The organism is Thalassovita sp. (assembly GCF_963691685.1).
GTDB lineage: Bacteria > Pseudomonadota > Alphaproteobacteria > Rhodobacterales > Rhodobacteraceae > Thalassobius.
This window is the reverse complement of record NZ_OY829290.1, coordinates 792903-816089: the sequence shown is the minus strand read 5'-3', so window position 1 is coordinate 816089 and position 23187 is coordinate 792903. Positions and strand designations below refer to the sequence as shown.

At 57.3% G+C, this 23187-nt stretch carries 19 protein-coding genes and 2 pseudogenes; 13 read left to right on the top strand and 8 right to left on the bottom strand.

Annotation, left to right across the window (positions count from 1 at the left end; translation table 11 throughout):
• Window positions 1-34 precede the first annotated feature (34 nt).
• Together ACORLH_RS04025 and ACORLH_RS04020 are read left to right on the top strand one after the other, a co-directional pair.
• Window positions 35-2182 (top strand): hypothetical protein, encoded by a 2148-nt coding sequence (locus ACORLH_RS04025; RefSeq protein WP_321831321.1) that lies wholly within the window; start codon window positions 35-37, stop codon window positions 2180-2182.
• A 100-nt stretch (window positions 2183-2282) separates the two neighbouring features.
• Window positions 2283-2906: a LysE family translocator gene (locus ACORLH_RS04020; RefSeq protein WP_321831320.1), complete on the top strand. Its 624-nt coding sequence runs from the start codon at window positions 2283-2285 to the stop codon at window positions 2904-2906.
• Between the two features lie 82 nt (window positions 2907-2988).
• On the opposite strand, the gene ACORLH_RS04015 is transcribed toward ACORLH_RS04020, so the two are convergent.
• Together ACORLH_RS04015 and ACORLH_RS04010 are read right to left on the bottom strand one after the other, a co-directional pair.
• Window positions 2989-4305 (bottom strand): enoyl ACP reductase FabMG family protein, encoded by a 1317-nt coding sequence (locus ACORLH_RS04015; protein WP_321831319.1) that lies wholly within the window; start codon window positions 4303-4305, stop codon window positions 2989-2991.
• A 291-nt stretch (window positions 4306-4596) separates the two neighbouring features.
• On the bottom strand, window positions 4597-4908 hold the full coding sequence (locus tag ACORLH_RS04010) for an amidohydrolase family protein (RefSeq protein ID WP_321831318.1): 312 nt from the start codon (window positions 4906-4908) through the stop codon (window positions 4597-4599).
• A 2-nt stretch (window positions 4909-4910) separates the two neighbouring features.
• On the opposite strand from ACORLH_RS04010, the gene ACORLH_RS04005 reads away from it, so the two are divergent.
• Window positions 4911-6034 (top strand): IS3 family transposase gene (locus ACORLH_RS04005; protein WP_321831288.1). Its coding sequence is split into 2 segments (ribosomal slippage): window positions 4911-5175 and window positions 5175-6034, totalling 1125 coding nucleotides; the frame shifts between segments, so codons are not numbered across the junction.
• A 35-nt stretch (window positions 6035-6069) separates the two neighbouring features.
• A pseudogene (locus ACORLH_RS04000) lies at window positions 6070-6570 on the top strand (integrase core domain-containing protein); the annotation flags it as partial.
• A gap of 31 nt (window positions 6571-6601) precedes the next feature.
• Here ACORLH_RS04000 and ACORLH_RS03995 read toward each other — a convergent pair.
• Window positions 6602-7135 (bottom strand): Dam family site-specific DNA-(adenine-N6)-methyltransferase, encoded by a 534-nt coding sequence (locus tag ACORLH_RS03995; protein WP_420719797.1) that lies wholly within the window; start codon window positions 7133-7135, stop codon window positions 6602-6604.
• A 686-nt stretch (window positions 7136-7821) separates the two neighbouring features.
• Between ACORLH_RS03995 and ACORLH_RS03990 the strand changes: the two are divergent.
• Together ACORLH_RS03990 and ACORLH_RS03985 are read left to right on the top strand one after the other, a co-directional pair.
• Window positions 7822-8579: pseudogene (locus ACORLH_RS03990) on the top strand (IS5 family transposase).
• Between the two features lie 313 nt (window positions 8580-8892).
• Complete coding sequence (locus ACORLH_RS03985) at window positions 8893-9309, top strand: hypothetical protein (RefSeq protein ID WP_321831316.1); 417 nt, start codon at window positions 8893-8895, stop codon at window positions 9307-9309.
• Between the two features lie 628 nt (window positions 9310-9937).
• Here the strand turns inward: ACORLH_RS03985 and hisI are convergent.
• Window positions 9938-10411, bottom strand: coding sequence for a phosphoribosyl-AMP cyclohydrolase (gene hisI, locus ACORLH_RS03980; protein ID WP_321831315.1), 474 nt, complete (start codon window positions 10409-10411; stop codon window positions 9938-9940).
• An 80-nt stretch (window positions 10412-10491) separates the two neighbouring features.
• Here hisI and ACORLH_RS03975 point away from each other — a divergent pair, with 80 nt between their 5' ends.
• From ACORLH_RS03975 to ACORLH_RS03965, 3 genes are all read left to right on the top strand, one after another.
• Window positions 10492-11616 (top strand): GTP-binding protein, encoded by a 1125-nt coding sequence (locus tag ACORLH_RS03975; RefSeq protein ID WP_321831314.1) that lies wholly within the window; start codon window positions 10492-10494, stop codon window positions 11614-11616.
• Window positions 11617-11724: 108 nt separating this feature from the next.
• Entirely contained in the window at window positions 11725-13665 is a 1941-nt protein-coding gene (thrS, locus tag ACORLH_RS03970) for a threonine--tRNA ligase (protein ID WP_321831313.1), read from the top strand.
• Window positions 13666-13741: 76 nt separating this feature from the next.
• Window positions 13742-14377: a DUF1826 domain-containing protein gene (locus ACORLH_RS03965; RefSeq protein WP_321831312.1), complete on the top strand. Its 636-nt coding sequence runs from the start codon at window positions 13742-13744 to the stop codon at window positions 14375-14377.
• A 549-nt stretch (window positions 14378-14926) separates the two neighbouring features.
• Here the strand turns inward: ACORLH_RS03965 and ACORLH_RS03960 are convergent.
• The gene (locus ACORLH_RS03960; RefSeq protein ID WP_321831310.1) at window positions 14927-15943 is read right to left on the bottom strand and encodes a GlxA family transcriptional regulator; all 1017 of its coding nucleotides are present in this window, start codon (window positions 15941-15943) and stop codon (window positions 14927-14929) included.
• Between the two features lie 122 nt (window positions 15944-16065).
• On the opposite strand from ACORLH_RS03960, the gene ACORLH_RS03955 reads away from it, so the two are divergent.
• Entirely contained in the window at window positions 16066-17229 is a 1164-nt protein-coding gene (locus ACORLH_RS03955; protein WP_321831309.1) for an S-(hydroxymethyl)glutathione dehydrogenase/class III alcohol dehydrogenase, read from the top strand.
• A gap of 273 nt (window positions 17230-17502) precedes the next feature.
• Window positions 17503-18888 (top strand): IS1182 family transposase, encoded by a 1386-nt coding sequence (locus tag ACORLH_RS03950; RefSeq protein WP_321829186.1) that lies wholly within the window; start codon window positions 17503-17505, stop codon window positions 18886-18888.
• A 188-nt stretch (window positions 18889-19076) separates the two neighbouring features.
• Here the strand turns inward: ACORLH_RS03950 and ACORLH_RS03945 are convergent, their stop codons facing one another.
• The 3 genes from ACORLH_RS03945 to ACORLH_RS03935 are packed head-to-tail and all read right to left on the bottom strand — an operon-like array spanning window position 19077 to window position 21358.
• On the bottom strand, window positions 19077-20198 hold the full coding sequence (locus ACORLH_RS03945) for a glutathionylspermidine synthase family protein (RefSeq protein WP_321831308.1): 1122 nt from the start codon (window positions 20196-20198) through the stop codon (window positions 19077-19079).
• A 48-nt stretch (window positions 20199-20246) separates the two neighbouring features.
• On the bottom strand, window positions 20247-20918 hold the full coding sequence (locus ACORLH_RS03940) for a PspA/IM30 family protein (protein WP_321831307.1): 672 nt from the start codon (window positions 20916-20918) through the stop codon (window positions 20247-20249).
• Complete coding sequence (locus ACORLH_RS03935) at window positions 20915-21358, bottom strand: DUF2170 family protein (RefSeq protein ID WP_321831306.1); 444 nt, start codon at window positions 21356-21358, stop codon at window positions 20915-20917. The genes ACORLH_RS03940 and ACORLH_RS03935 overlap by 4 nt, the downstream gene beginning before the upstream one ends.
• Window positions 21359-21453: 95 nt before the next feature.
• Here ACORLH_RS03935 and ACORLH_RS03930 point away from each other — a divergent pair, with 95 nt between their 5' ends.
• Complete coding sequence (locus ACORLH_RS03930; protein WP_321831305.1) at window positions 21454-22551, top strand: ion channel; 1098 nt, start codon at window positions 21454-21456, stop codon at window positions 22549-22551.
• Entirely contained in the window at window positions 22532-23176 is a 645-nt protein-coding gene (locus tag ACORLH_RS03925) for a DUF2491 family protein (RefSeq protein ID WP_321831304.1), read from the top strand. Before ACORLH_RS03930 ends, ACORLH_RS03925 begins: the two co-directional genes overlap by 20 nt.
• Window positions 23177-23187 lie beyond the last annotated feature (11 nt).

The window sequence follows — 23187 nt, the reverse complement described above, 5'->3', positions numbered from 1 at the left end:
ATTGACCGGTCCAGCCCGCGGCAGGAGATCCAGTATGACTCGTTTTCGTCCAAACCCCTCCCCTCCTTCCGCCACCGCCACCCGGACTCATTCAGCGCTGATGCTCAGCTCTGGTGGGGTCGGTAATGGCCGGGGGGCAACAAACGGATCTTGGTCCGCCGCCCAGATCAAAGCCGCAACCTCATTGCACAGCAGCGATGATGATATGTTGCTGGCGGCCTTTGGCACCTACACCAAGGGGCTGAGCCACGATCCCTACGGTCGCGTACGGGCGGGGGATCTGAAACAATTGATCACTGCGCTAACCACCCGCCATGCGGGTTTCAATGTGCCGCTATATTCTGGTGGCTTTCTGCGGCCCAGTGGCAGCCATGAGGCACGGCGACAGGAAAGCCCACTGGCCACGCCAACACCTTTGACACGACCGGGCGATGACGGGCTGGGCGCGACCGGCCCCACCGCAGCCCCCCAGATGCCGGCGTCCCCGGAACTGGGATCGGATGAGTTGACCGCCGAAATGGGTGAGCTTTATGCCGCCGCGCTGTTGCGGGACATTCCCTTTGAACGGTGGGCCACCTGCCGGATCACCGCGCGCTTGACCGAACAGCTGGCGGATCTGCCCTATTTCCAGCATGCCAAAGGCCCCGCGGCCGCCAAACGCCGTCTGGCGCGGGGCGATCTGGACCCTGCAGATCTGTTCAACGGCTGCACCCCCGGGGATCGGGTTGGCCCCTATATCTCGCAGTTTCTGCTGGTCGGAAATCGAGAGCACGCTGCCCTTGATGCGCTGGACACCGAAGATGGCCCCAAGGCCGCGCGCGCCGCACCGTCACAGGATGCGCTGAGCCGCGCAGCACGCTACGTCCCCGCCCCCATTCGCAAGCTGCTGAGCACGCAGGAGGATTGCATTCAGCCAAATGACGGCGTGATCCGTTACGGGGTTCAGATGATCTCGCAGCGGTTTGCGGGTCACTTAGATGGCTGTGATCATATGACGGAATGGGCAACCTGGCTGGATGTGCAAAACGGATCCAACCGCAAGGATGCCTATGACCGGTTCCGCGACACCGCCCGGTTCATCACCACGCCGCGTGATCTGGCGACCTATGTGCATTTTGATACGTTGTTCCAGGCCTACCAGAACGCCGCGCTGATCCTTCTGGGCGCGGAGGAACCAACGGACCAGGGCCTGCCTGAAGGGCGCGGCCATCCCACCCGTGATGGCGCGGCGACATTTGGCGCCGCCCATATCCTCAGCATGCTGGCTGAGGTGGGGCATCTGGCCCTGACCAGTGCGCAATCGCAGAAATTCGCGCCCCCGCTGACCGCCCGGCCCGAGGCATTGGCCGCCGGGATCGCCCTGTCACAAACCGGTGGCAGCGCTGCGGAGAGCCTTGGCTCTGAGCAGCCGCTTTTTGCACGAATGTCGCGGGATCTGACAGACAGCGGCCTATTGAGCGCCATCTGCCAGTTGAACCGCACCAATAACAGGTTCTGGAGCGCCCAATACGGCACCGTTGATCTGGGCCCATTACATGAGGACAGCAATGCCCTGTTGCCGCAGGTCTACCCGGAAGGGTCGCCAATGCACCCCGGCCATGGGTCTGCCCATGCCACTGTTGCCGGCGCCTGTGTGACCGTGCTGAAGGCCTTTTTTGAGATGTATCAGCTGCCCGCTGGCACGCCTGAGCGGGGTCGCCCCATCCTGACCGGAGCAGAGCCCCTGCATCCTGCGGCCTATTTCAGTGACGAACGGATGCTCAGCGGTGAAGGGGCGATGCTGCCCCATCCTTACACACCAGATCCGGATTTCGATTACACCCGACTGGCTGCCGCCACGGACAGCGCAGACCTGACCGTGCAGGGTGAGTTGAACAAGCTGGCCAGCAACATCTCCTTCGGGCGATGTTTTGCGGGGGTTCAGCGTTACAGCGAACATTACGAATCCCTGCGTCAGGGCGAGCGGATTGCGGTGGATTTCCTGCGGCGCAAGCTGATGGATGGGCAGTCTGCGGCCTCTGTTAGGTTTGCCTCTTTCGATGGCGACCACGTGGCCATCACTTGCCAGCCCCCCACAGTCGGCAGCCGCGCGACAGCCAAAACACGCGTACATGTATGGGACCGCCACGGCAAAGGTGGGACCGAGGCCGCATATGACGCCTGGCGGGACCGTCACCGCTAGGTCCACACGGGCGCACCTCGCACCTCGCCTCTTGGCTTTTGAAGCAACATCTGTAACAGCTTGACGGCGCGCCGGTGGGGCGTGCCTGTGAGGAAGACAGATGCTGAGTATTGAAACCCTGATCGCCTTTTCTGCCACCAGTGCCCTGCTTGCACTGGTGCCCGGTCCCGACAATATCTTTGTCATGACCCAATCCGCCCTCGTGGGTCGCCGCGCTGGCCTGATGGTGGTGCTGGGGCTCTGCTGTGGGTTGGCAGTTCACACCGCAGCCGTTGCACTTGGTCTTGCGGCGGCGATGCAGGCGGTTCCTGCGGCCTTTACCGTGCTGAAAACCCTTGGTGCGGCCTATCTGGTTTACCTCGCCTGGGGGGCATTTCGTGCCGGTGCCTCGGCACTGCAGAACAAGGAAGCGCCGCGCCTCAGCCCACTGCGGCTTGTCGGGCGCGGCATGATCATGAACATCTCAAACCCCAAAGTGGCGATCTTCATGCTGGCCTTCCTGCCCCAGTTTGTGAACCCGGCCCTTGGCAATGTGGCGATGCAGATCCTCATTCTAGGGCTGGTGATGGCGTTGGTGACCCTTCTGGTCTTTGGCAGCCTGGCAATCGCCGCCGGTATGGCGGGGCAAAAGATGGCAGGCACCGGCAAAGCCCAGGTCATCCTGCAGCGGGTTGCCGGTGTTGTGTTCCTGGGTCTGGCGTTCAAGCTGCTGACGCAGAAGTAAAAACACGCCGCCAATCGTGAGCGATGCAACAAAAAGGGCCACCTGATCGGGTGGCCCTTTGTCATGTCCATCAACGTTGCGATCAGCCTTTGGCGGCGATCAGCTGCTGCGCCACAAGGTCGTGGTCCAGCCACAGCACCGGGCCAGCCGGATCGGAGGCCTCACCAAAGATCAGGGAACCGGTGGCGCTCAGCACTTCCTGGCTCAGCAAATCGCTGACCAGCACCTTGCGGTCTTTGTGCAGGGCCACAATCGCCTGCGAGGTGCCAACGGTTTTCTCAACCTGTTCGCCGCTGTTGGGCATGGGCCAGGCTTCGAAGTTGTTGAAGGGCTGCATGACCGGATCAAGCTGATAGTCGTTGACGTCTTTCAGCAGGCCTTCGATGGTCGCATCTTCTTTCAGCAGGTCCTGACACTTCTGCCACAGCGCATCCACCCAGGCACCGCCGCCTTCTTTGCGCAGCGCCTCCAGCAGGGGCAGCAGCGACAGTTCGATGCCGGCAAACACGTCGGAGGAGTTGGTGCGGATTTCCGGGCAGTTGAACACGGTGGCTTTGACACCCTTGTCCCATGCGGCCTGCGCATGGGCCTCAAGGTTCATCTTGGCGAAACCTTGGGTGTAGTTGGTGTAGGTCTGCCAGGTGTATTCACCATCGATCAGCACACGGGTGCCGTGATAGCCGTAAGCGGTGTAGCGGACCTGACCACCTTCGCCTTCAATACGGGTGCGGATGGCGCTGCTGGCTTCGATCAGATGGCCAAAGGTATGCGCGGTCACCTCATCAAAGTTCTGCAAGATCAGCTTGCCCAGATCGCTTTCCACCAGCGACTGCGACGGCATGTAACGGGCGCCACGGCCTTTGTAGATACGGTTGGCGATTGCCATGAACACCTTGGCGCGCGGGATGCCGCCGGCCATCGTATGGGCGAAGAACACGTTCTTGCCGGCCGGGATCAGCGCGTCCAGCTGGGCCATAACATCGGCCAGGGCGGTTTTGAAACGGGTCACACCCAAGTCACGGCAGCGATCGATCAGATCCCAATCCAGCTTGTGGTCCTGCCAGCCATCAATGGTCATCTCACCAACCAGATCGGTCGGGGTCTTTTCGCCATCAGGGGCGTCCATGTCAAAGCCCGCCATCAGCGGCACGTTGATGATCTTGCCGCCCAGGTTTTCCTCAGCCGCGGCATGTTCTTCGGCGGTAAGCGCCCGCAGGCTGCCATCCTCATCGCGGCGGCCAACAGTGACACCAACAACGGTCATGCCCGCAGCTTTCGCTGCTTCGATCAAGCCGGTGGCATAGCCGCGGCCAAACAGTTCGCCAAACAGAACGAAGATATCGCCTTCGCCATAGAGGCTGTTTTCAGGGAGAGAGGTCAGCGGGATCGATTGTTTCATCACGGCCTTCTACATATGTCTTTTGTCTGGAACCGCTGACCATCAGCGGCTGCAAATACGGCAATTGAGTTGCGGTTGACGCAACGGCTTGCCCCTCAAATAACGCCCTTTTGCCTTCGGCACCATCGGCAAGATGAATTTCTTAAAAATCCGCGGCAAATGCGCAAACAGGGGATAAAAATATCCCGCATTACTTCGCCTAAACGGAAGGGGTGTCAACAGCGTCTTCTGGCCAACAGAAAACGCCCCCACCCGTAACAGACGAGGGCGCTTTGGTCAGGGGTGGGTGGATCAGGCTTTGTAGACCTGTGTCCCGCCCATCCAGGTTTCTAGGACCGGGATCTCTTTGATCGCATCAGGATCAACCTGACGAGGGTCCGCCCCAAGGATCACCATGTCAGCCATTTTCCCAGCCTCAAGGCTGCCGATCTCATGGTCTGAGAACAGCTGCCAAGCCGCCTCAGACGTGATGGCGCGAATGGCACTTTCCACAGAAATCCGTTCCTGCGGCGCCAAAACATACTCCGGCTCCTTCCAGGTGCGCCGGGTTGAGCCTCCCCCAGTGAACTGGTCCGCCGCTATGTTTAGGAAACGGAGGACCACGCATGGCAAACAAGCGACCGAAGCCGGAAGAGATAGTTTCGAAGTTACGGCAAGTTGAGGTGTTGATGGGGCAAGGCATGTCCCGTCTGGATGCAATCAGACAGATCGGTGTTGTTGAACAAACCTATTACCGCTGGCGTAAGAAGTATGGCGGAATGGGTGTGGATCAATTGAAGGAGCTGAAGCGGCTTCAAAAGGAAAATGAACGGCTCAGAAGAGCTGTGTCTGATCTTACGTTGGACAAATTAATCCTGAAGGAAGCCGCAAAGGGAAATTACTAAGCCCCGCTCGCCGTCGTGCATGTATTGATCACGTTCGAAGCCAGTTCAAAGTATCGCAACGCAGGGCCTGTCGAGTTCTCGGGCAGCATCGCTCCACACAAAGGCATATCCCGAAAGGCCGCGCCGATGAGGATCGTTTGGTTGCTGACATGATCGAATTGGCCAGACAGTTTGGCCGCTACGGCTATCGGCGGATCGCGGCTCTGCTCAGAGAGGCGGGTTGGTCCGTGAGCGATGGTCGTGTCGAACGGCTATGGCGACGAGAGGGGCTGAAGGTTCCAGCAAAACAACCGAAGAAGGGGCGGCTCTGGCTGAATGACGGATCATGTGTTCGGCTGAGGCCCGAGTATCGGAACCATGTCTGGAGCTATGACTTCGTGCATTGCCGGACAGATGATGGAAAAGTCTTCAGGACGCTGAACATCATTGATGAGCACAGCCGGGAATGTTTGGCGATTAAGGTGCAGCGCAAATTGAACTCGACAGATGTGATCAATGTTCTGACAGACCTGTTCATCCTGCGCGGCGCTCCGGCATTCATCCGGTCGGATAATGGCCCTGAGTTCGTTGCACAGGCTGTTCGGGACTGGATCACCGCCGTCGGCGCGAAGACCGCCTACATCGAGCCAGGGTCACCCTGGGAAAACGGATATTGCGAAAGCTTCAACGGGCGGATGCGGGATGAACTTCTCAACGGCGAGGTATTCTACAGCCTGCGCGAAGCGCAAATCCTGATCGAAGAGTGGAGGAAACACTACAACACAAGGCCCCACAGTGCATTGGGCTACAAACCACCAGCTCCTGAAACCATCATTCCGATGGATCAGAGGCCGATCATGCACTAACAATCAAAATGGACCACTCAGATGAGGCTGCTCACGAGTATCGGAACCATGTCTGGAGCTATGACTTCGTGCATTGCCGGACAGATGATGGAAAAGTCTTCAGGACGCTGAACATCATTGATGAGCACAGCCGGGAATGTTTGGCGATTAAGGTGCAGCGCAAATTGAACTCGACAGATGTGATCAATGTTCTGACAGACCTGTTCATCCTGCGCGGCGCTCCGGCATTCATCCGGTCGGATAATGGCCCTGAGTTCGTTGCACAGGCTGTTCGGGACTGGATCACCGCCGTCGGCGCGAAGACCGCCTACATCGAGCCAGGGTCACCCTGGGAAAACGGATATTGCGAAAGCTTCAACGGGCGGATGCGGGATGAACTTCTCAACGGCGAGGTATTCTACAGCCTGCGCGAAGCGCAAATCCTGATCGAAGAGTGGAGGAAACACTACAACACAAGGCCCCACAGTGCATTGGGCTACAAACCACCAGCTCCTGAAACCATCATTCCGATGGATCAGAGGCCGATCATGCACTAACAATCAAAATGGACCACTCAGATGAGGCTGCTCATTTTCCTGTGCGACTGTCCGAGAATGGAACATTAAAATTTCCAGCCTTATTGGTCCGAAATATTCCGTTGAAACAATTGCGATTCAGATAGACAAAAATGGCTGCGGAGCGGACGTCATCCATGCTCCGGTGGTCTTCAGCCCGTAAAGTTAGGTATGTGGGCTTGTCCCGTTTAAACGAATTTGAAAGCGCTGAGACTTGTTGGGGGAAATTCCTAATGGTTTGATAGGTTCGTATCAACCAAGCATTCTGGTCGGATAGAACCGCAGATTTGGGTGCCAGTGCAAAAAACAACGCAGCTGACCCACAAAAAGGTTCGATGTACTTGGTCTTCTGTGAATTTCGCCATTTGTTTATCAACGGCGGCAATGAACCTCGTTTGCTTCCAGCCCACCTCAAAAGGGGCGTGCACTGACTGCTTTCCAAATTCCACCTCTGGTTCTCTGTTTCTTTGTTGAAGGTTAGTGTAAAAAATTTGATTAAGAAACTACCAAATGCACAATGCGGATATATGTCGTTACAAACCGACATTGTATATCAAGTTTCGATTGTTCGGTTAGTCCCGCACCAGAGAAGTTGGCCGCCAGTCAGGTGCTGCAGGCGCGGCGAACGGCGGCTATGCGGGCTGCGGTGGCAGCATCTTGACCCATTGGCCAACGGCGGCGACGGGCCGTTAGCCAAACTTTGCAAAGGGCGCTATCTGCGCCTAGCAGGCGCGTGGCTAACCAACCTTAACTCGCAACCGCGCTCTAGATGGTTCCGTTATACTTTGACCCAAGTGTCAAAAAGTCGGAAAAATGCGCGCTTGACGCGGATCGATGGAATACACTCGCTTCCCATCACCGGGGTAGCCCGGGGGGTACGGGGCAGATCATTGCACACGAAAATAGTGGCAGCGAAGGGGCACGCCCTTGAGCCTGGAAAAATATCCAATAAATTCAACAACTAGTCGATGTAAATGGCGGAGACGAAGTCCGCCAAATAATTCACTTAAGATAATAAAATAATTCAAATAACCTCAAGAATAAGGGCTACAATACCACAAATAATACCACATCTTACTAGAAAGCACCACGCGGATCACAATTACCAACACCCCGACCCATCGTTGTCACGGTTACATTTATCTCAGATCTGTTGCTTAGGCTCAGGACCCATTAATCAGCTTGCGACTGACTTGGTTGCGTGATTCACGTGCCCCCAAAAATGGGGGCATCATGAGCAATCTTTTCTGGCTAAGCGACGAGCAGATGGCGCGGCTTCGACCTTACTTTCCGAGGAGCCATGGGAAGCCGCGTGTCGATGACCGGCGCGTTCTTAGCGGGATAATCTTCATCAATCGCAATGGGTTGCGATGGTGCGATGCGCCGAAGGAATACGGCCCACCGAAGACGCTCTAAAATCGCTGGAAGCGCTGGAGCGAGATGGGCGTGTTCGCCAGGATCTTTGAAGGACTGGCCGCAGATGCGGCAGATCAGAAGACCATCATGATCGACGCGACCTATCTCAAAGCCCACCGCACGGCATAAAGCATGCGCGGTAAAAAGGGGGGCGCGGTCGGCTGATTGGGCGGACCAAGGGCGGCATGAACACTAAGCTGCACGCGATCACCGACACCAACGGGCGCCCGATCCGGTTCTTCATGACCGCTGGCCAGGTCAGCGACTATACTGGCGCGGCGGCGCTACTGGGCGGCCTGCCGCGGGCCGAATGGCTTCTGGGAGATCGCGGATATGACGCGGACTGGTTCCGCGACGCCCTGAAAGACAAGGGGATCAGGCCATGCATCCCGGGCCGCAAGTCGCGCGGAAAGCCCGTCAAATACGACAAGCGCCGCTACAAACGCCGCAACCGCATCGAGATCATGGTCGGCAGACTCAAGGACTGGCGCCGAGTCGCGACACGCTACGACAGATGTCCGGTGGTCTTTCTCTCGGCCGTCGCCCTCGCCGCAACCGTCATCTTCTGGCTGTGAAAATCAATGAGTCTGGAGCCTAAGCTGCATGTGCAGTGGCCCCGATCCTGTGTGACCGCTTTGCGCGGAAAGTGCCAATTTAAAGCTACAGAACTAGGGCGAGGCAGGTGTCTCGGAACGTACTCATGCGGTCACACTGTCACGCCTCTTAACGTTTCGAAGCAGGCTGCAGTGACGTACTGAACCGGGTTCGCGTAACTTCAGCCGTCGCTAATCGCGCGTTGAACGGGACAAACGTTCAAGCCTGAAGCTCGTAGAGAGGATCCAACTAGTCGACCACTTCAAGCGGTCCGTGGTCGTCGCAGTGGCCATCATGCGGGTGATGCAGCCGGCCATTGACCAGATAACAAACGTGACCGCCATGAGGGACAGCCTCGTGCCCACATCCAGAGCCATGCACATGGCCATCTTCGTGGCCAAGGTGATCGGCGGCAATCGGAGCACAGGTATCCGGGTTCGCGTCAGAGACTTCAATCTCGTGTTCGTCCACGTGATCTTCATGCGGATGATGGAGGTGGCCATCATGGAGGTAGTCGATGTGATCGCCGTGGCGAATAGCCGTATGTCCGCATCCGGGCCCATGTTTATGGGGGTGATCCTGGTGCTTCGGATTATTGCATGTGGTCATAATGTGTCTCCTGATTTATCCAGTTTCAGACGATCTTCCTGGCTGCATGGCCGCAGGTATCCAGCGAGGCGGACGCTCTCTTCCTCAGCGAGCGCAGGGTGAATGTGGATTGCAGCATGGCGCAGTCTTGCCAAAATTAGGCTGGCAAACCGTAGTATCAAACTTGCCCGGCAAGAACGCCGCCGTGGCAGAGCTCGCCGCAGCGGTCGCAAGCCTTCCATTGGTCGAAGCCTCGTGACAGCGCTTCAGAATTTCCCTTAAATGGCTTGCGAAGGTACATTTGCCTGGGCCGAAGGCCTCTTCACCTCTCAGGCAACAACTAGAGTACCAGAATCTGGCCTAAGCATCCACGGAAATCCAAGTGCAGGCCGCGGCGGGTTGGCAGGATAACTTGCGGCAGAAGGGCAGCGTTGATGCGACCGGCTTTTGTGCAAATGAAGCAAACCTGCGGCTTCGCGTAAGCTGGTCAGGAGCTTAGATCTGGATTGCCGAAAGAACTGCGGCCCGGACCGCATGAACCGGTAGATGGATGGTGATACGCCAGCGGAGCAATTCCGGGCCCAGGATGGTGATTTGAGAGGCGGATCCCACGCAGTCAGGATCGTCGCAATCCATTTCGACAATGGTAATCAGGGCAAGCTGCCCGGCACCGGCATTTCAAGTACTAGTCGCTTTGCGCGCTGGATATACCAGAGTGTGGCTGCCTTCCCTTTGATTTGGGCGATGAAGCTCACAGCTGCGTTGGGTTGGGTGCATCGCCATAGGCGGCGACTGGATCAAAACTTTTCTGATCTTCCTTAAAAATCAACGCCCCCCCCGCTTCGCTACCAGTGGGAACTGCGCGGTAGAAGCAAGACCGGTAGCCGACATGGCAGGAGGCACCGGAGCCTGCGACCGCGACGCGCAGCCAGATGGCGTCCTGGTCGTCATCGATACGCGCTTCGACAACCCGTTGGACCAAGCCAGAGGTCGCGCCCTTGTGCCAAAGTGATTGGCGCGCACGGCTGAAATAATGCGCCTCGCCGGTATCTAACGTCAGCCGCAGAGCCTCGGCGGTCATCCAACCCAGCATCAGAACCTCGCCGCTTTCTGCATCCGTGGTGATGCAGGGTATGAGACCGTCTGGGCCGAACCTGGGCGCCAGCAGGCAGCCCTCTTCGACTTCCTCAACCGATTGGCGGGGGGCGAAACGAATATTGTCCACTTGGATACCTTGCTATCTGATATGTTATACCATAACAATCATAGCCAATCATGCTTCGCAACCCGAAAGAACGGCACTAAATGCAAAGCCAGATCCCTGTCACTTTGCTCACCGGTTTTTTGGGGGCGGGAAAAACCACACTGTTGAACCACCTGCTGCACGATCCGGCGGCTGGCCGCATTGCGGTTGTGGTCAATGAATTCGGCGATGCCGGGCTGGATCATGACTTGATCGAAGAGACCGCCGAGGATGTAGTTCTGATGGCGGCCGGCTGCATCTGCTGCTCGATCCGGGGGGACTTGTCGAAAACGCTGATGTCTCTGCTGAAGCGCCGCAACACGGGAGACCTGGCGTTTGACCGCGTGGTGATCGAAACAACCGGGCTGGCGGATCCAGGACCCGTCCACCACACTTTGCTGATCGACAAGGAATTAGCAGCCAGTTTTGCACTGGATGGCATCGTCACAGCCGTTGATTCCGTTCTGGGCGAGGATACGCTGAACCAGCACGCCGAGGCGCAGGCGCAGGTTGCCATGGCCGATCGGATTGTTCTGACCAAGCGGGATCTGGCAAACCGGGCCGCTAAACGGGCGCTGGCGAGGCGGCTTGACCGGCTGAACCCAGGCGCCCAGCGGATCGAAGCCGACCATGGCAACGTCCCCTCCGGGACATTGTTCCGCTTAAGCGCCATGCGCAAGGAGACATCACGCAGCCATGCCCTCGACTGGCTTGCCGCGTCTGACACCACAATTCCTGCAGACCCTTTTGCGGGGCTATCCGGGTTTGACCTGCTGCAGCCGGACCCGCTGCTGGAAACCAGCGCACCTTCGCACCATGCCACCGACAGCAGGATTGTCACCGCATCAGTGACAATCGACACGCCGATCCCGGCCCGGGTTTTTGATTTCTGGCTCGATACACTCATCGCATTGCGCGGCGCGGACATCCTGCGGCTGAAAGGCATTGTCCATATCGAGGATGTGACGACACCCTTTGTCTTTCACGGCGTCCAGCACATCTTCGAGCCTCCCGTGCCCCTGAAGGACTGGCCGGAAGGCGACCATACCAGCCGCGTTGTCGTGATCGCCCGGGATTTTCCCCAGGAGGATCTCGCGCAAAGCCTGGCCACGCTGCGTATGCGTCCAAAGGAAGGCGACGAGACGCAGGGGATAACCGTTCACACCTTGAGCGCGGAGGTTTTGTGACCCTGCGCTTGTTTTCCGCAAAAGCTTTGCGCCGATGAAGCGCTGCAACCCATGGGGCGGGCCGGGACATACCCCGGTGCTGCCCGCAAGACCCAGGAAGCAACAACTATGATCCATGTTCACTTGCCCGACGGGGCTGCCCGCGCGCTGACTGCCGACGCTACTGCTGCCGACCTAGCCGCCGCAATCAGCCCCAGTCTGGCCAAGCGCACCGTGGCGGCCTCGGTCGACGGGCATCTGGCCGATCTGTCGGCGCCTCTCCCCGATGGTGCCGCGGTAGAGCTGATGACCCGCGATGACCCTCGCGCGCTGGAGCTGATCCGCCATGACCTGGCTCATGTGCTGGCCGAAGCCGTGCAAACGCTCTGGCCCGGAACCCGGACCGCTATCGGCCCGGCAATCGAACATGGCTTCTACTATGACTTCGAACGAGAGACGCCCTTCACGCCCGAAGACCTTCCGGTGATCGAAGCCAAGATGCGCGAGATCATTGCAAACCGCACGCCCTTCGTGTGCGAAACTTGGACCCGCGACCAGGCGCGTACGCATTTCGAAGCCGCAGGCGAGAGCTACAAGCTGGCCCTGCTGGATGCGATCCCCGAAGGCGAGCCGGTGACCATCTACCGGCAGGGAGATTGGCTGGATCTCTGCCGCGGCCCGCATATGCGCAACACGGGCGACGCCGGGGCAGCCTTCAAACTGACACGGGTTGCTGGGGCCTATTGGCGCGGTGATGCGAACAATCCGATGCTCAGCCGGATCTATGGCGTGGCCTTCGCCGCCAAGGCTGATCTGGATGCGCATCTCACCATGATGGCCGAGGCGGAGAAGCGCGACCACCGGCGGCTGGGGCGCGAGATGGACCTGTTCCATTTCGAAGAGGTCGCGCCGGGCTCGATCTTCTGGCATCCGAACGGCTGGCGCCTGTTCCAAACCCTGATCGGCTATATGCGCGACCGGCAGGAGGCGGCCGGGTATGTGGAAGTGAACTCGCCCGACATCATGGACCGCGCGCTATGGGAAACCTCGGGCCATTGGCAGAACTACCGCGCCAACATGTTTCTGGCCCAAACCGAGGACGACCGCGATTACGCGCTTAAGCCGATGAACTGCCCGGGTCACATGCTGATCTACGGGCAAGGCACTAAAAGCTATCGGGATCTGCCGCTGAAATTAGCCGAATTCGGTAAAGTGCACCGGTACGAGCCCTCCGGCGCGCTGCATGGCCTCTTACGTGTGCGCAGCTTCACCCAGGACGACGCGCATATCTACTGCACGCCTGAACAGCTGACCGAGGAGTGCCTCAAGGTCAATGACCTGGTCCTGTCCATCTACCGCGATTTCGGCTTCGAGGATGTCCGCATCAAGCTTTCCACCCGGCCGGAAAACCGGATCGGCAGCGAGGAAAGTTGGGATCGTGCCGAAGATGCCCTGAGCAGGGCGCTGGACACCTCAGGGCACGAATACACGCTGTTCGAGGGCGAAGGTGCCTTCTACGGGCCCAAGCTGGAATATGTCCTGCGCGACGCCATCGGACGGGACTGGCAATGCGGCACGCTGCAGGTGGATTTCAACCTGCCCGAGCGGTTCGGGTCGTCCTATGTGGCGGCCTCCGGCGAAAAACTTCCGCCGGTTATGCTGCACCGGGCGCTGTTCGGGTCTCTGGAGCGTTTCACCGGCATCCTGATCGAACATCACGCGGGCCATCTGCCGCTGTGGCTGGCGCCGGTTCAGGTGGTCACTGCAACCATCACCGGTGCTGCTGATAACTGGGCCAAGGAGGTTGCCCAGGCCATGCGCGCCGCCGGATTGCGGGTGGAGACAGACCTGCGCAACGAGAAAATCGGCTACAAGGTCCGTGAACATGCGTTGAAGAAAATCCCCGTCCAGATCGCCCTTGGCATGCGCGAGGCAGAGGAACAGACGGTGACCATCCGCCGCCACGGCGAGGCCAAGACGCAGACGCTGCCCTTGGCCGAAGCCATCAGCCTCCTGACGCAGGATGCACAGCCGCCGGTAACGGCCCAGGCGGAGAGCGAAGTGCCATGAACAAGAGCTTCAGAGACAATGCGATGCAGTCCGCTTTCCTGCGTTTCCCGCCAGTATTCCGAAAGGGTTTTGAACTATGAGCGTTGTTGATTTTCCCACCCGCGGCGAAGCGTGCTCTGTACTGCAGGCGCGCGATGCATCGGCCTTGTCCGGTATCAAGCAGCCGGGTGTGGCGGCCGCAATCTGGCAGCGCGATCTAGCGCCTGAGTTTGCAAATTGGATTTCCGGACTGCCGCCGGAGAAATTGCCGAAGCTGCGCAGTCTTGTTGGCGTTGATGCATTGGAAGGGTGCATTCAAGCGGCCTGCGACCTGGCCGGAACACCCGCTGGGCCGGAGCGGGACATGTTGGCCGGCGACATCGCCGCGCTAGGATTTCTCGTGGGCGAATTTATGGAAACGCCGCTGTTGCAGGTACGTCTGGACGTAGTGTCTACAAACGCCTGCCGCAGATTCCATGTCGACAATATGACTGCGCGTTTGCTGTGCACCTACCGGGGGGCAGGAACCCAGCTCGCCCAGCCCGGTGCCGAGGCATCGCCGCTCTCCGTATCCCCGGGCAGTGCCGTGCTGCTACGTGGGCGCTGCTGGCCTGGGAAAGAGCAAACAGCACTGCTGCACCGCTCTCCTCCAATTGAGGGAACGGGGCAAACCCGCCTGCTGGCCGTGATTGACCCGGCCTTTGAACACAAACCGGAGGGCACGTTGCATTAAACAGCGAGATCGCAATGCGCGCAGCAGTGCCGGCGCGCTGCTGCGTCTTGCTTCCGTCTGGCCCCTTAGGAAAGGTCTCCAATGCTGAACGGTACGACCGTTGCAATCACCATAAACACTCCGAACGCGAAACGAACTCACACCTTTGCCTGGCCGAGACTCGCAAACTTCTATTCCGTTGGACCGAAGCTCTGAGCCCCAAGAACATTGGCGTTCTGCTTGCGCCTTATGCCGAAGAGGCGATCCTTGTGCCAACTTTGCGGAACCACATTTGCAGACATTCTGTCGAGCTCGAACCTAATTTGAAAAGTTTCTGCCAAGTCCCGGTCTGAGCTGCCAGCTCGACAGTGTGAACTTTTGCGCTAGCCGCACCCCTGGGTTCGCAATCATTGCCTGTCATTACACGTTTTTATTCAAGCGCGATGACGCTGATGAAACCTTCCCGGCTTGCTTCCTGTACTCCTTCGAAGAAATCGATGTCACAGGCCATCATTCGTCCAAATTCGTGTGACCGGTAGCGCAGATTAGGCACCGCCTGCTGCGCCCCCCTCAGTCGGCCACCATCCCGGCCGTCTTGAACCGTGCCCGGTAATCACGGGGCGACAACGCGAAGCGGCGGCGGAAAACCTTGCGCATCTGCCCATCCGAGCTGAACCCCGATCTGAATGCCACAGTCTTCATCGGCAGCTCTGTATCCAGAAGCAGCGTCTTGGCCCGGTCGCAGCGCAGCCCCTCGAGATAGGCCATCGGTGTCACCCCGAATTCAGCGGCGAAAGTCCGAGTAAAGCTGCGCGCGCTCATCTTGGCCTGCGCGGCCATATCATCCAACGTCATCGGCTGATCAAACTGCATGCTCAGCCAGGTTTGTATATCGCGCATGCCCAAAGAGCCGCTCATCTGGCCGGTCAGCATCGTGCTGAACTGCGACTGCCCGCCTGGCCGCTTGAGGTACATTACCATGTCGCGTGCAACCCGCAACGCAATGTCGCGCCCGAAGCCCTGCTCCACAAAGGCCAACGCCAAGTCGATCGCTGCAGTCACCCCGGCAGAGGTCCAAAGCGTCCCATCCTGAACAAAGATCACATTGGCGTCGACACTTACTTTCGGGAACAGGTTCTGCAAACGCGCCGCGTATTTCCAGTGCGTGGCTGCCTTTCGGCCGTCAAGTAATCCCGCGGCGGCAAGGATTAAGCTACCTGTACAAGGGGCCGAGAACCGTTCGGCTTCAAATGCCCGCCGCCTGCACCACTCCACCAGCAACGCTTCACGGGTCAGCACCGTCTCGATTTCTTGGGCACCCACGATGAAAACCGTTCCGAGTGGCGCTTCCTCCAACAAAGCCGCGCTGGCTTCCAGCGACATCAACGTGTCAGATCGCACTGGACCAGGCACCGGCGCTGTGATCGTCACATCATAGCCTCCATCAAGCCCAGCACCGCGCAGATGCTGGTCGGCATAGCTAAGCACGGCCAGCACCCGGATAGCCTCAAGCGATTTGAAGCCAGGATAAACCACCAATGCCACGGTCCGGCGGTGCTCTGACGAAGGGATTGTAATCCTGGTCATGGGGCCATCCTTTCGGCCGGTTTAACGTGCCGAATGGCCAGATGTGCCCGGTCGGCAGCCTTCGATACAAAAGAATTACAATATAACATATCAAATCATGTAATAGAGGAAGGAGTCCTAATATGAAGACCCGCGCAGCCATCGCCTGGGAGCCCAACCGCCCTCTTGAAATCGAGGAAATCGACTTAGAGGGCCCCAAGGAAGGCGAGGTTCTGGTCCGCATCGTGACTACCAGCCTGTGCCACACTGATATGTTCACCCTGTCGGGCCGCGATCCCGAAGGCCTGTTCCCGGCAGTTCTGGGCCATGAAGGCGTCGGCATCGTCGAGGAGGTCGGCCGTGGCGTGATCTCTGTGGTACCGGGTGATCATGTGATTCCGCTCTATACCCCCGAAGACGCCAACTGCCCCTTCATCAAGTCCGGCAAGACCAACCTGTGCCAGACGATCCGCAAGACCCAGGGCCAGGGGCTGATGCCCGACGGAACGTCGCGGTTCTCCTACAAGGGCAAAATGATCCATCACTACATGGGCACTTCGACCTTTAGCGAATACACCGTCCTGCCCGAGATCACGGTTGCCAAGATCTCCAAGGAAGCGCCGCTGTCCAAGGCCAGCGTCATGGGCTGTGCGGTGCCCACCGGTATCGGCGCAGTGCGCAACACCGCAAAAGTAGAGCCAGGTTCGACCGTGGCGATCTTTGGCCTCGGCGCGGTTGGCATGGTGGCAATCCAGGGCGCCAAACTGGTGGGCGCGGGCCGCATCATCGGCATTGACACCAACCCCAACAAATTCCCGCTGGCCCAGAATCTTGGCGCCACCGAGTGCATCAACCCGTCTGATTTCTCGCAACCGATCCAGGATGTCATCATCGAGATGACCAACGGCGGCGTCGATTACTCTTTTGAGTGTATCGGCAACGTCAACTTGATGCGCGCGGCGCTGGAATGCTGCCACAAGGGATGGGGCGAATGCACTGTGATCGGCGTGGCTGGCGCCGGCGAGGAAATCGCCACACGTCCCTTCCAGTTGGTCACCGGGCGTGTCTGGCGCGGCTCCGCTTTCGGTGGTGTGCTGGGCCGCAGCGAGCTGCCGGGCATGGTAGACGAATGGCTGCGTGGCGATTTCGACGTTGCCCCCTACATTACCCACAATATGACACACGATCAGATCAACACTGCCTTTGACCTGCTTCACTCGGGTAAGTCGATCCGGTCGGTCATTCATTTCCAACCAAATGACACCATGCTTATGAACAATCTTCCCGGAGTTATTGTTCCGGCCTGACCAACTAGGGTCCGCAGCCTTAGGGCTGCGGACTGTCGCCTAATAGAAAACGAACCCTCACCCAGCTTAGCACCCTTGCTCAGTTTTTGATCTTAGTGCTAGTTTTCCCACAACCCGCATTAATTGCTGATTTTGGAACCAAGCGGCCTTTTGCATTCGCAATATCCAACGCGAGCAGCGAGGGTGGCAAAGGGCTTATTCCGTTGAAAAACTCTTCCTTGATCGGCTCCCAATTCGCTGATTCAATTCCTTTAGGGATTGGGGGATTTTGCGATGATGGGACCGAAGCAGGAAGCGCAGGCGGCATTGTTCTACGAGTTCTCGCTGGAAGACCATGTCCCGCAAGACCACCTGCTGCGCTCGATAGATCGGTTTGTCGATCTTAGCGATATCCGCCTTTATCTTGCAGACTTTTATAGTCACACGGGTCGTCCTTCGGTCGATCCGGAGCTACTGATCCGCATGCTTTTGGTGGGCTATTGTTTTGGCATTCGGTCTGAACGGCGGCTCTGTGAAGAAGTACATTTGAACCTTGCGTATCGCTGGTTTTGCCGCCTTGACCTGTCCACTCCGGTCCCCAACCATTCGACGTTCTCCAAGAACCGGCATGGTCGGTTCCGTGAGAGCGAGCTGTTGCGCCATCTGTTCGAGACAACTGTCGCCCGCTGCATCACGGAAGGTCTCGTAAGTGGTCAGCGCCTGGCCATTGATGCCAGTCTGATAGAGGCGGATGCCAACAAGCAGAACTCAACGCCTAAGGAAGATTGGAACGCATCAAACGTCGATCCGACTGATGCGCCCCGTGCTGTGCGGGAATATCTCGACACACTGGATCAAGCTGCCTTCGGTGCCGCGAGCAAGGTACAACCGAAGTTCACATCCCATTCTGATCCAGCAAGTCAGTGGACAGCCGCCCGTAAAGGACCCGCTTTCTTTAGCTATTCCGACAACTACCTGATCGACACGGATCACGGTGTGATTGTGGATGTCGAGGCCACCCGCTCAATCCGGCAGGCTGAGGTCGGATCAACAAAAACGATGCTGAAGCGAGTGAAAGCCAAGTTTGACCTGCATCCTGAACGTCTGATCGCGGACACAGCCTACGGCACCGCACCGATGCTGGGCTGGTTGGTCGACCGCAAGATAGCCCCGCATATTCCTGTGTTCGACAAGTCAGGGCGCAACGATGGCACCTGGACCCGCGCCGACTTCGAGTGGGATGCTGAAAACAATCAATACATCTGCCCGGAGGGCCACGCTCTGAAGCAGTTCCGACGAAATTATTCGGACCCGACCCGTGGCCCGACCGGAAAGGGCACCGCACGATATCGCGCATTGAAGCTGACCTGCCAAGCATGCCCATCTAAAGCGAAATGCTGTCCGAATGCAGACGCGCGCAAGATTACGCGCGAGGAACACGAGGACGCCCGCCAGGTTGCCCGCGATATCGCCAAGACCCCACAATACGACATCTCGATGAAGCTCAGAAAGAAAGTGGAAATGCTCTTCGCGCACCTCAAACGCATACTCGGGCTGGGGCGGCTGCGATTACGAGGTCCATGCGGCGCAAACGACGAATTCCTCCTCGCCGCCACCGCCCAAAACCTCAGAAAACTGGCCAAAATCTTTCCTGCACCGCAGAAAGCGCGAAAAGCCTGACCAGAAGGGCACTCGCGCGCAGACCAAAGCACCGATTTCTGCGGCAGCAATACGTTGTTTTTCAACAGAATCGGCTCTTTTCAGCCATTCGCTGCATCGCCTAAACGGCCCAAAGCTGACATTGGCGAAACACTCGTGCAAAGGCCGATCTACAACCCAAAGCGGACATGGTACGATAGTGCCGTTTGTCAGGCCTGAATAAAATGTGGCACAAACCGGGACAAATCCTGCGTTACTTCGGAACTGTCCTCACGGATGCACAGTCCACAGGCTTTGTCGCCTATCACCCAAGACCCAATCATCATGTGGTCCACGCCAAAACGGGCTGGGGGGTGATATGCTTGAACAATGCTACCTTCCGCGCCGTATTGCCCCTCTGTTTCCAAAATCGGTCGGCCCGGCCTGACTACTCTGATGTTGGCGCCTTCCCTGCTAAACAGAGGCTTCTGAACGTGGGCGGTCTCTTTGACCCATTTGGGCACGACATCGGCAAACCAGCTGGGGAGAAGGTTTGGATGATCCGGGAACATCTCCCAGAGCAGCGGCAGAATTCCCTTGTTCGACAAAATGGCCTTCCAAGGCGGCTCCAACCATTTCTGTGGCGCTGTCAGAAGCGCCGGACCAAAGCGCTCGCGTAACATGTCTTCCCATGGGTAAAGTTTGAAAATTGTGTCGATCACATAGTCATCATCATCTGCAAATCGCCCTTGATGATCGATACCAATGTCCTCGATGGCGACAAACTTTGGCTCCAAACCCGCCTGCTTGGCACAGTCTTCCAAATACCTCACCGTTGCGCGCTCTTCTTCAAGGTTTTTCACGCTCGAAAAGTGGAGGCGATACCCTGGCGCAAACATCTGCTGCAACCGCTCAATGAGCGCATCTTGTACCGAATTGAATTGATCTGTGTCGGCTGGCAATACGCCGGCCTGAATTTGCTGCTCAAGCCAGACCCACTGGAAAAAGCCCGTTTCATAAAGGGCCGTTGGCGTGTCGGCGTTGAACTCCAACATCTTCGCCGGTCCAGTGCCGTCATAATGAAAATCAAACCGGCCATACAAAGATGAATCGCTCCGCAGCCAGCTCTCTTTGATCCACGCGTGGTAAGCCTGAGGAATGGCCAGCCTTTCCATCAGGGCTGAATCCGCTACGACATGCGCGACAAGTTCCAAGCACATCTGCCAAAGCTCGGATGTCGGGTCTTCGATTTCATTCTCGATTTCGGACAGCGAAAAGCAGTATGCGCGGCTCTCATCCCAATACGGCGCGCCGTACATCGAGTGAAAACCAAAGCCCAGTTTTTCGGCCAAGGCCTTCCAGCCTGGACGTTCCGGTAAAGCGACGCGCTCCATTTAGGGTTAGAGCTTGGCCAGCAGAGTTTGCACATCATTGCGTGCAGGATTTTCTAAAGCCTTGATTTTGTCTTCCAGAGCTTCCCCGGACACCAGCTTCACCTCTTCGTCTGCGGCCGCAAGCACGGCCTGCTGATGGGCCTGTCGCTCCTCCAGACGTTCGAGGCTTGCCATGGCATTGGACATCCGATCGGAGGATGCCGAGGTGCCGACAGCGGCCGCTTTTTGGGCTAAAATCAAGGCCTCATTGGCTTTTGCGGCTTCGATTTTGCGCTGTAAAGTCTCGATCCGGGATTGAGATTGTTTCAGCGCGGCGTCCATGCCGTCCTCGGTCTGCCGATACTGATCCGCGAGGCCCTGTTCGGTTTCCGCTTTGTCGCGAAGTTTCAAAACGCTCTCGATGATTTCTACTGCGAGAGGCTCGTCGCCTTGTTGTTTGGCCGTTCTTGCGGCGTTGGTGCGGCGCTCAATTTCCGCCATCAACTCAGATACGGATTTTTCCTTGGTCATACGATTGGCAACCATGCGGGATTTTTCGTCTCTCGCCTTGGAAATCGCGTCTTTGGCTTCACGCATTTCCTGATCCAGAATGCGCATCAGGTTGGCGTCGACCACAGCTTCGGCGGCTTCGTTAGCCCCCCCTTTGACTGCGGTGACCAGTTTTTTCCAAATGCTCATGCCGCATCTCCTTCGGTTGAACGGGGGCCGATGTCTTTTGCCAACTCCAATGCACTTTCGGCAATCGCTGAAAACTCTTCCAGAATTTCTGTCAACGACGCGGAGCGGGACACAGCACCAAACAATTCGTAGACGTCTTCCCCGTCTACAACGTCAATACTGAGTGCGCACAGAGGCAGCAGGGTCTTATGGGTTCTAAGCATCATAGCTTCAAACGCTGCAGGATCCTCCTGCGCGCTGCGCGGCCACAAGATCGCTGACGTTAAAATTTGCGTGTCGCTGACGGCCACATGCAAGACAAGATCACCAGCAGATCCGAGAGTGACTTCAATCACGCCAGAGCCCTCAACTGGGATGCAGGACAGTCCTGAGGCCTCGCCCAGCTCAGTTATTGCTGCTGCCAAAGACTGAGTTGTCCATAAGTCTACTGAATTATTCATAGGTCCCCTCAAAAAGCGTTTAGCCCAGCCATATGGGTAAGAACGGTCGCAGGGACTTTCAAGGCAAAACACCACCTAAAAGTGTTTGACACCTGATGGTTTTGCCACAAGTATTCGAGCAACAGAACAGCCGACCGTACAAAGTGCCAGTCCTTACAAGAATTATTTCCCGCATTTACAGCGAGCTGCTGGAGTTGAAGTGGTGGCTTTTGAGCCTGTTCACTACCACGTTTTTTGCGGTCTCCTGGATTTTGTTTCGTTTTGTTGGCGAAGCGGAAATCACCGAAAGTATCACGACGTATATCTACTTTGCGGCAACCACTGCGTCGACTGTGGGATATGGAGATATTTCGCCGCAAACCCAGGCAGGGCGTCTAATTGCCGCGTTCTGGTTCTTCCCCGGAGCGCTGTTGGTGTTTTCGGCGTTTCTTGGGCGGCTTGCTGGCGGCATGGTAGAAAGGATTAGGCGCATGGCTGATGGACTTGGGAGCTACGACAAACTCAAAGGTGCTACCGTTATTGTTGGGTATCACCGCGATCACACACCTGTCATGATCGAAAACCTGATTGCCGGGCAAGACGGCGACAAAGACATCGTTTTACTAACAAAGAACTCCGACGTGGATTTGCCAGAGGGCATTAAATTGGTGAAATCTGATCGCCTTGATGCATTGTCATCTCTGAAGCGGGCGGCAATTGCGGACGCCGAAAAAGTCATGGTCTACGCAGGTTCAGACGCCGAGACATTCAACACCTGTTTGGCGATCCGTGAGCTTAACGAAGGGCTGCATATCGCGGCCTTTTTTGAAGATCGGGATACAGCGCGGCGCGCGGCGAAACTGGCTGGGTTGGAGGCAATTGTCTCCAACGCCTCAGAAGCCTTGGTGAGAGCGGCTCAGGATCCCGGTGCGGGCAAAGTACTCAAAGCGCTATCGGCAGCCAACGTCGGTGCAACGATATATTCGGCCACGGTCAATGCACAAACCGACACATCCGCATTAAGATTGGCGCTCGATGCGTCAGAGGCAACTCTCATCTGTGTCTCGCAAGACGGTGGCCACGACTTCGAATTTGCCCCATTTCAGCCTATGATAAACGAAGGTAGCGCATTTTTCTATCTTTGTACGAAGCGTCTGTCCGCGCAACAAATTGCCGACGGTTTCGGGGGCGCACATGTTTCGATCACTGTTTAATCGAACACCCAACAAATCCCTTCCCGAGGTGGCCAACCTAACTTTGGGCCGGACCTTCACAGTTGATGTGGTGGAACGAAAGTTGATCCCCGAGGACGCATTGTTTGTTGCCCCTGATAGAGATTTGCAAATCGTTGCTCAGGGTATTTGTGATTTGGGGGAACAATCTTTTTTGCATCGGTTCTATCCCAATGATGATCGTTTTTTGCTCCAGGTTCAGGGCGGCGACGGACACAAAGACATGCGCATCGACGAAATCGTTCTGTGGTACGCGCATGAAGTTCGGTACCTGTCAAAAGACGAAGATTGGGACAAATTAAAGACAGCGATGCGCGGTGCCAGCTTTGTTCTGTCTAATGGAGCAGAAACGACAGAGTTTTCGCGCGTCTGGTTTGATCATACTCCAGGAGACGAAGCACCGATGGGCTACATCGAAGAAATCCATGACACCGAAGGTGGCGAGCCAACCAACAAAATCTATCAGACAGCGATGCTCTTTGGGCGGGGACTGAGTGACGGCTCCGATGAGATGCTATTGGTGAACCTTGAGGAGCCCGAGGAAGGCGAATGCGCTGCGTCTTTCCTAATTGGCCGTGCCATCGCCCAGCACGCACTTTTTACTTAATAAGGGAACTA

Excerpts from the sequence above, each read along its gene's own strand:
- ACORLH_RS03985 (WP_321831316.1), top strand. The coding sequence starts at position 8,893 with ATGCGGGTGATGCAGCCGGCCATTGACCAGATAACAAACGTGACCGCC.
- ACORLH_RS04020 (WP_321831320.1), top strand. The coding sequence starts at position 2,283 with ATGCTGAGTATTGAAACCCTGATCGCCTTTTCTGCCACCAGTGCCCTG.
- ACORLH_RS03925 (WP_321831304.1), top strand. The coding sequence starts at position 22,532 with ATGTTTCGATCACTGTTTAATCGAACACCCAACAAATCCCTTCCCGAG.
- ACORLH_RS03960 (WP_321831310.1), bottom strand. The coding sequence starts at position 15,943 with ATGACCAGGATTACAATCCCTTCGTCAGAGCACCGCCGGACCGTGGCA.
- ACORLH_RS03965 (WP_321831312.1), top strand. The coding sequence starts at position 13,742 with ATGAGCGTTGTTGATTTTCCCACCCGCGGCGAAGCGTGCTCTGTACTG.
- ACORLH_RS04025 (WP_321831321.1), top strand. The coding sequence starts at position 35 with ATGACTCGTTTTCGTCCAAACCCCTCCCCTCCTTCCGCCACCGCCACC.
- ACORLH_RS04015 (WP_321831319.1), bottom strand. The coding sequence starts at position 4,305 with ATGAAACAATCGATCCCGCTGACCTCTCTCCCTGAAAACAGCCTCTAT.
- thrS (WP_321831313.1), top strand. The coding sequence starts at position 11,725 with ATGATCCATGTTCACTTGCCCGACGGGGCTGCCCGCGCGCTGACTGCC.
- ACORLH_RS03930 (WP_321831305.1), top strand. The coding sequence starts at position 21,454 with ATGGTTTTGCCACAAGTATTCGAGCAACAGAACAGCCGACCGTACAAA.
- ACORLH_RS03955 (WP_321831309.1), top strand. The coding sequence starts at position 16,066 with ATGAAGACCCGCGCAGCCATCGCCTGGGAGCCCAACCGCCCTCTTGAA.
- ACORLH_RS03935 (WP_321831306.1), bottom strand. The coding sequence starts at position 21,358 with ATGAATAATTCAGTAGACTTATGGACAACTCAGTCTTTGGCAGCAGCA.
- ACORLH_RS03940 (WP_321831307.1), bottom strand. The coding sequence starts at position 20,918 with ATGAGCATTTGGAAAAAACTGGTCACCGCAGTCAAAGGGGGGGCTAAC.
- ACORLH_RS03950 (WP_321829186.1), top strand. The coding sequence starts at position 17,503 with ATGATGGGACCGAAGCAGGAAGCGCAGGCGGCATTGTTCTACGAGTTC.
- ACORLH_RS03975 (WP_321831314.1), top strand. The coding sequence starts at position 10,492 with ATGCAAAGCCAGATCCCTGTCACTTTGCTCACCGGTTTTTTGGGGGCG.
- ACORLH_RS03995 (WP_420719797.1), bottom strand. The coding sequence starts at position 7,135 with ATGTCGGTTTGTAACGACATATATCCGCATTGTGCATTTGGTAGTTTC.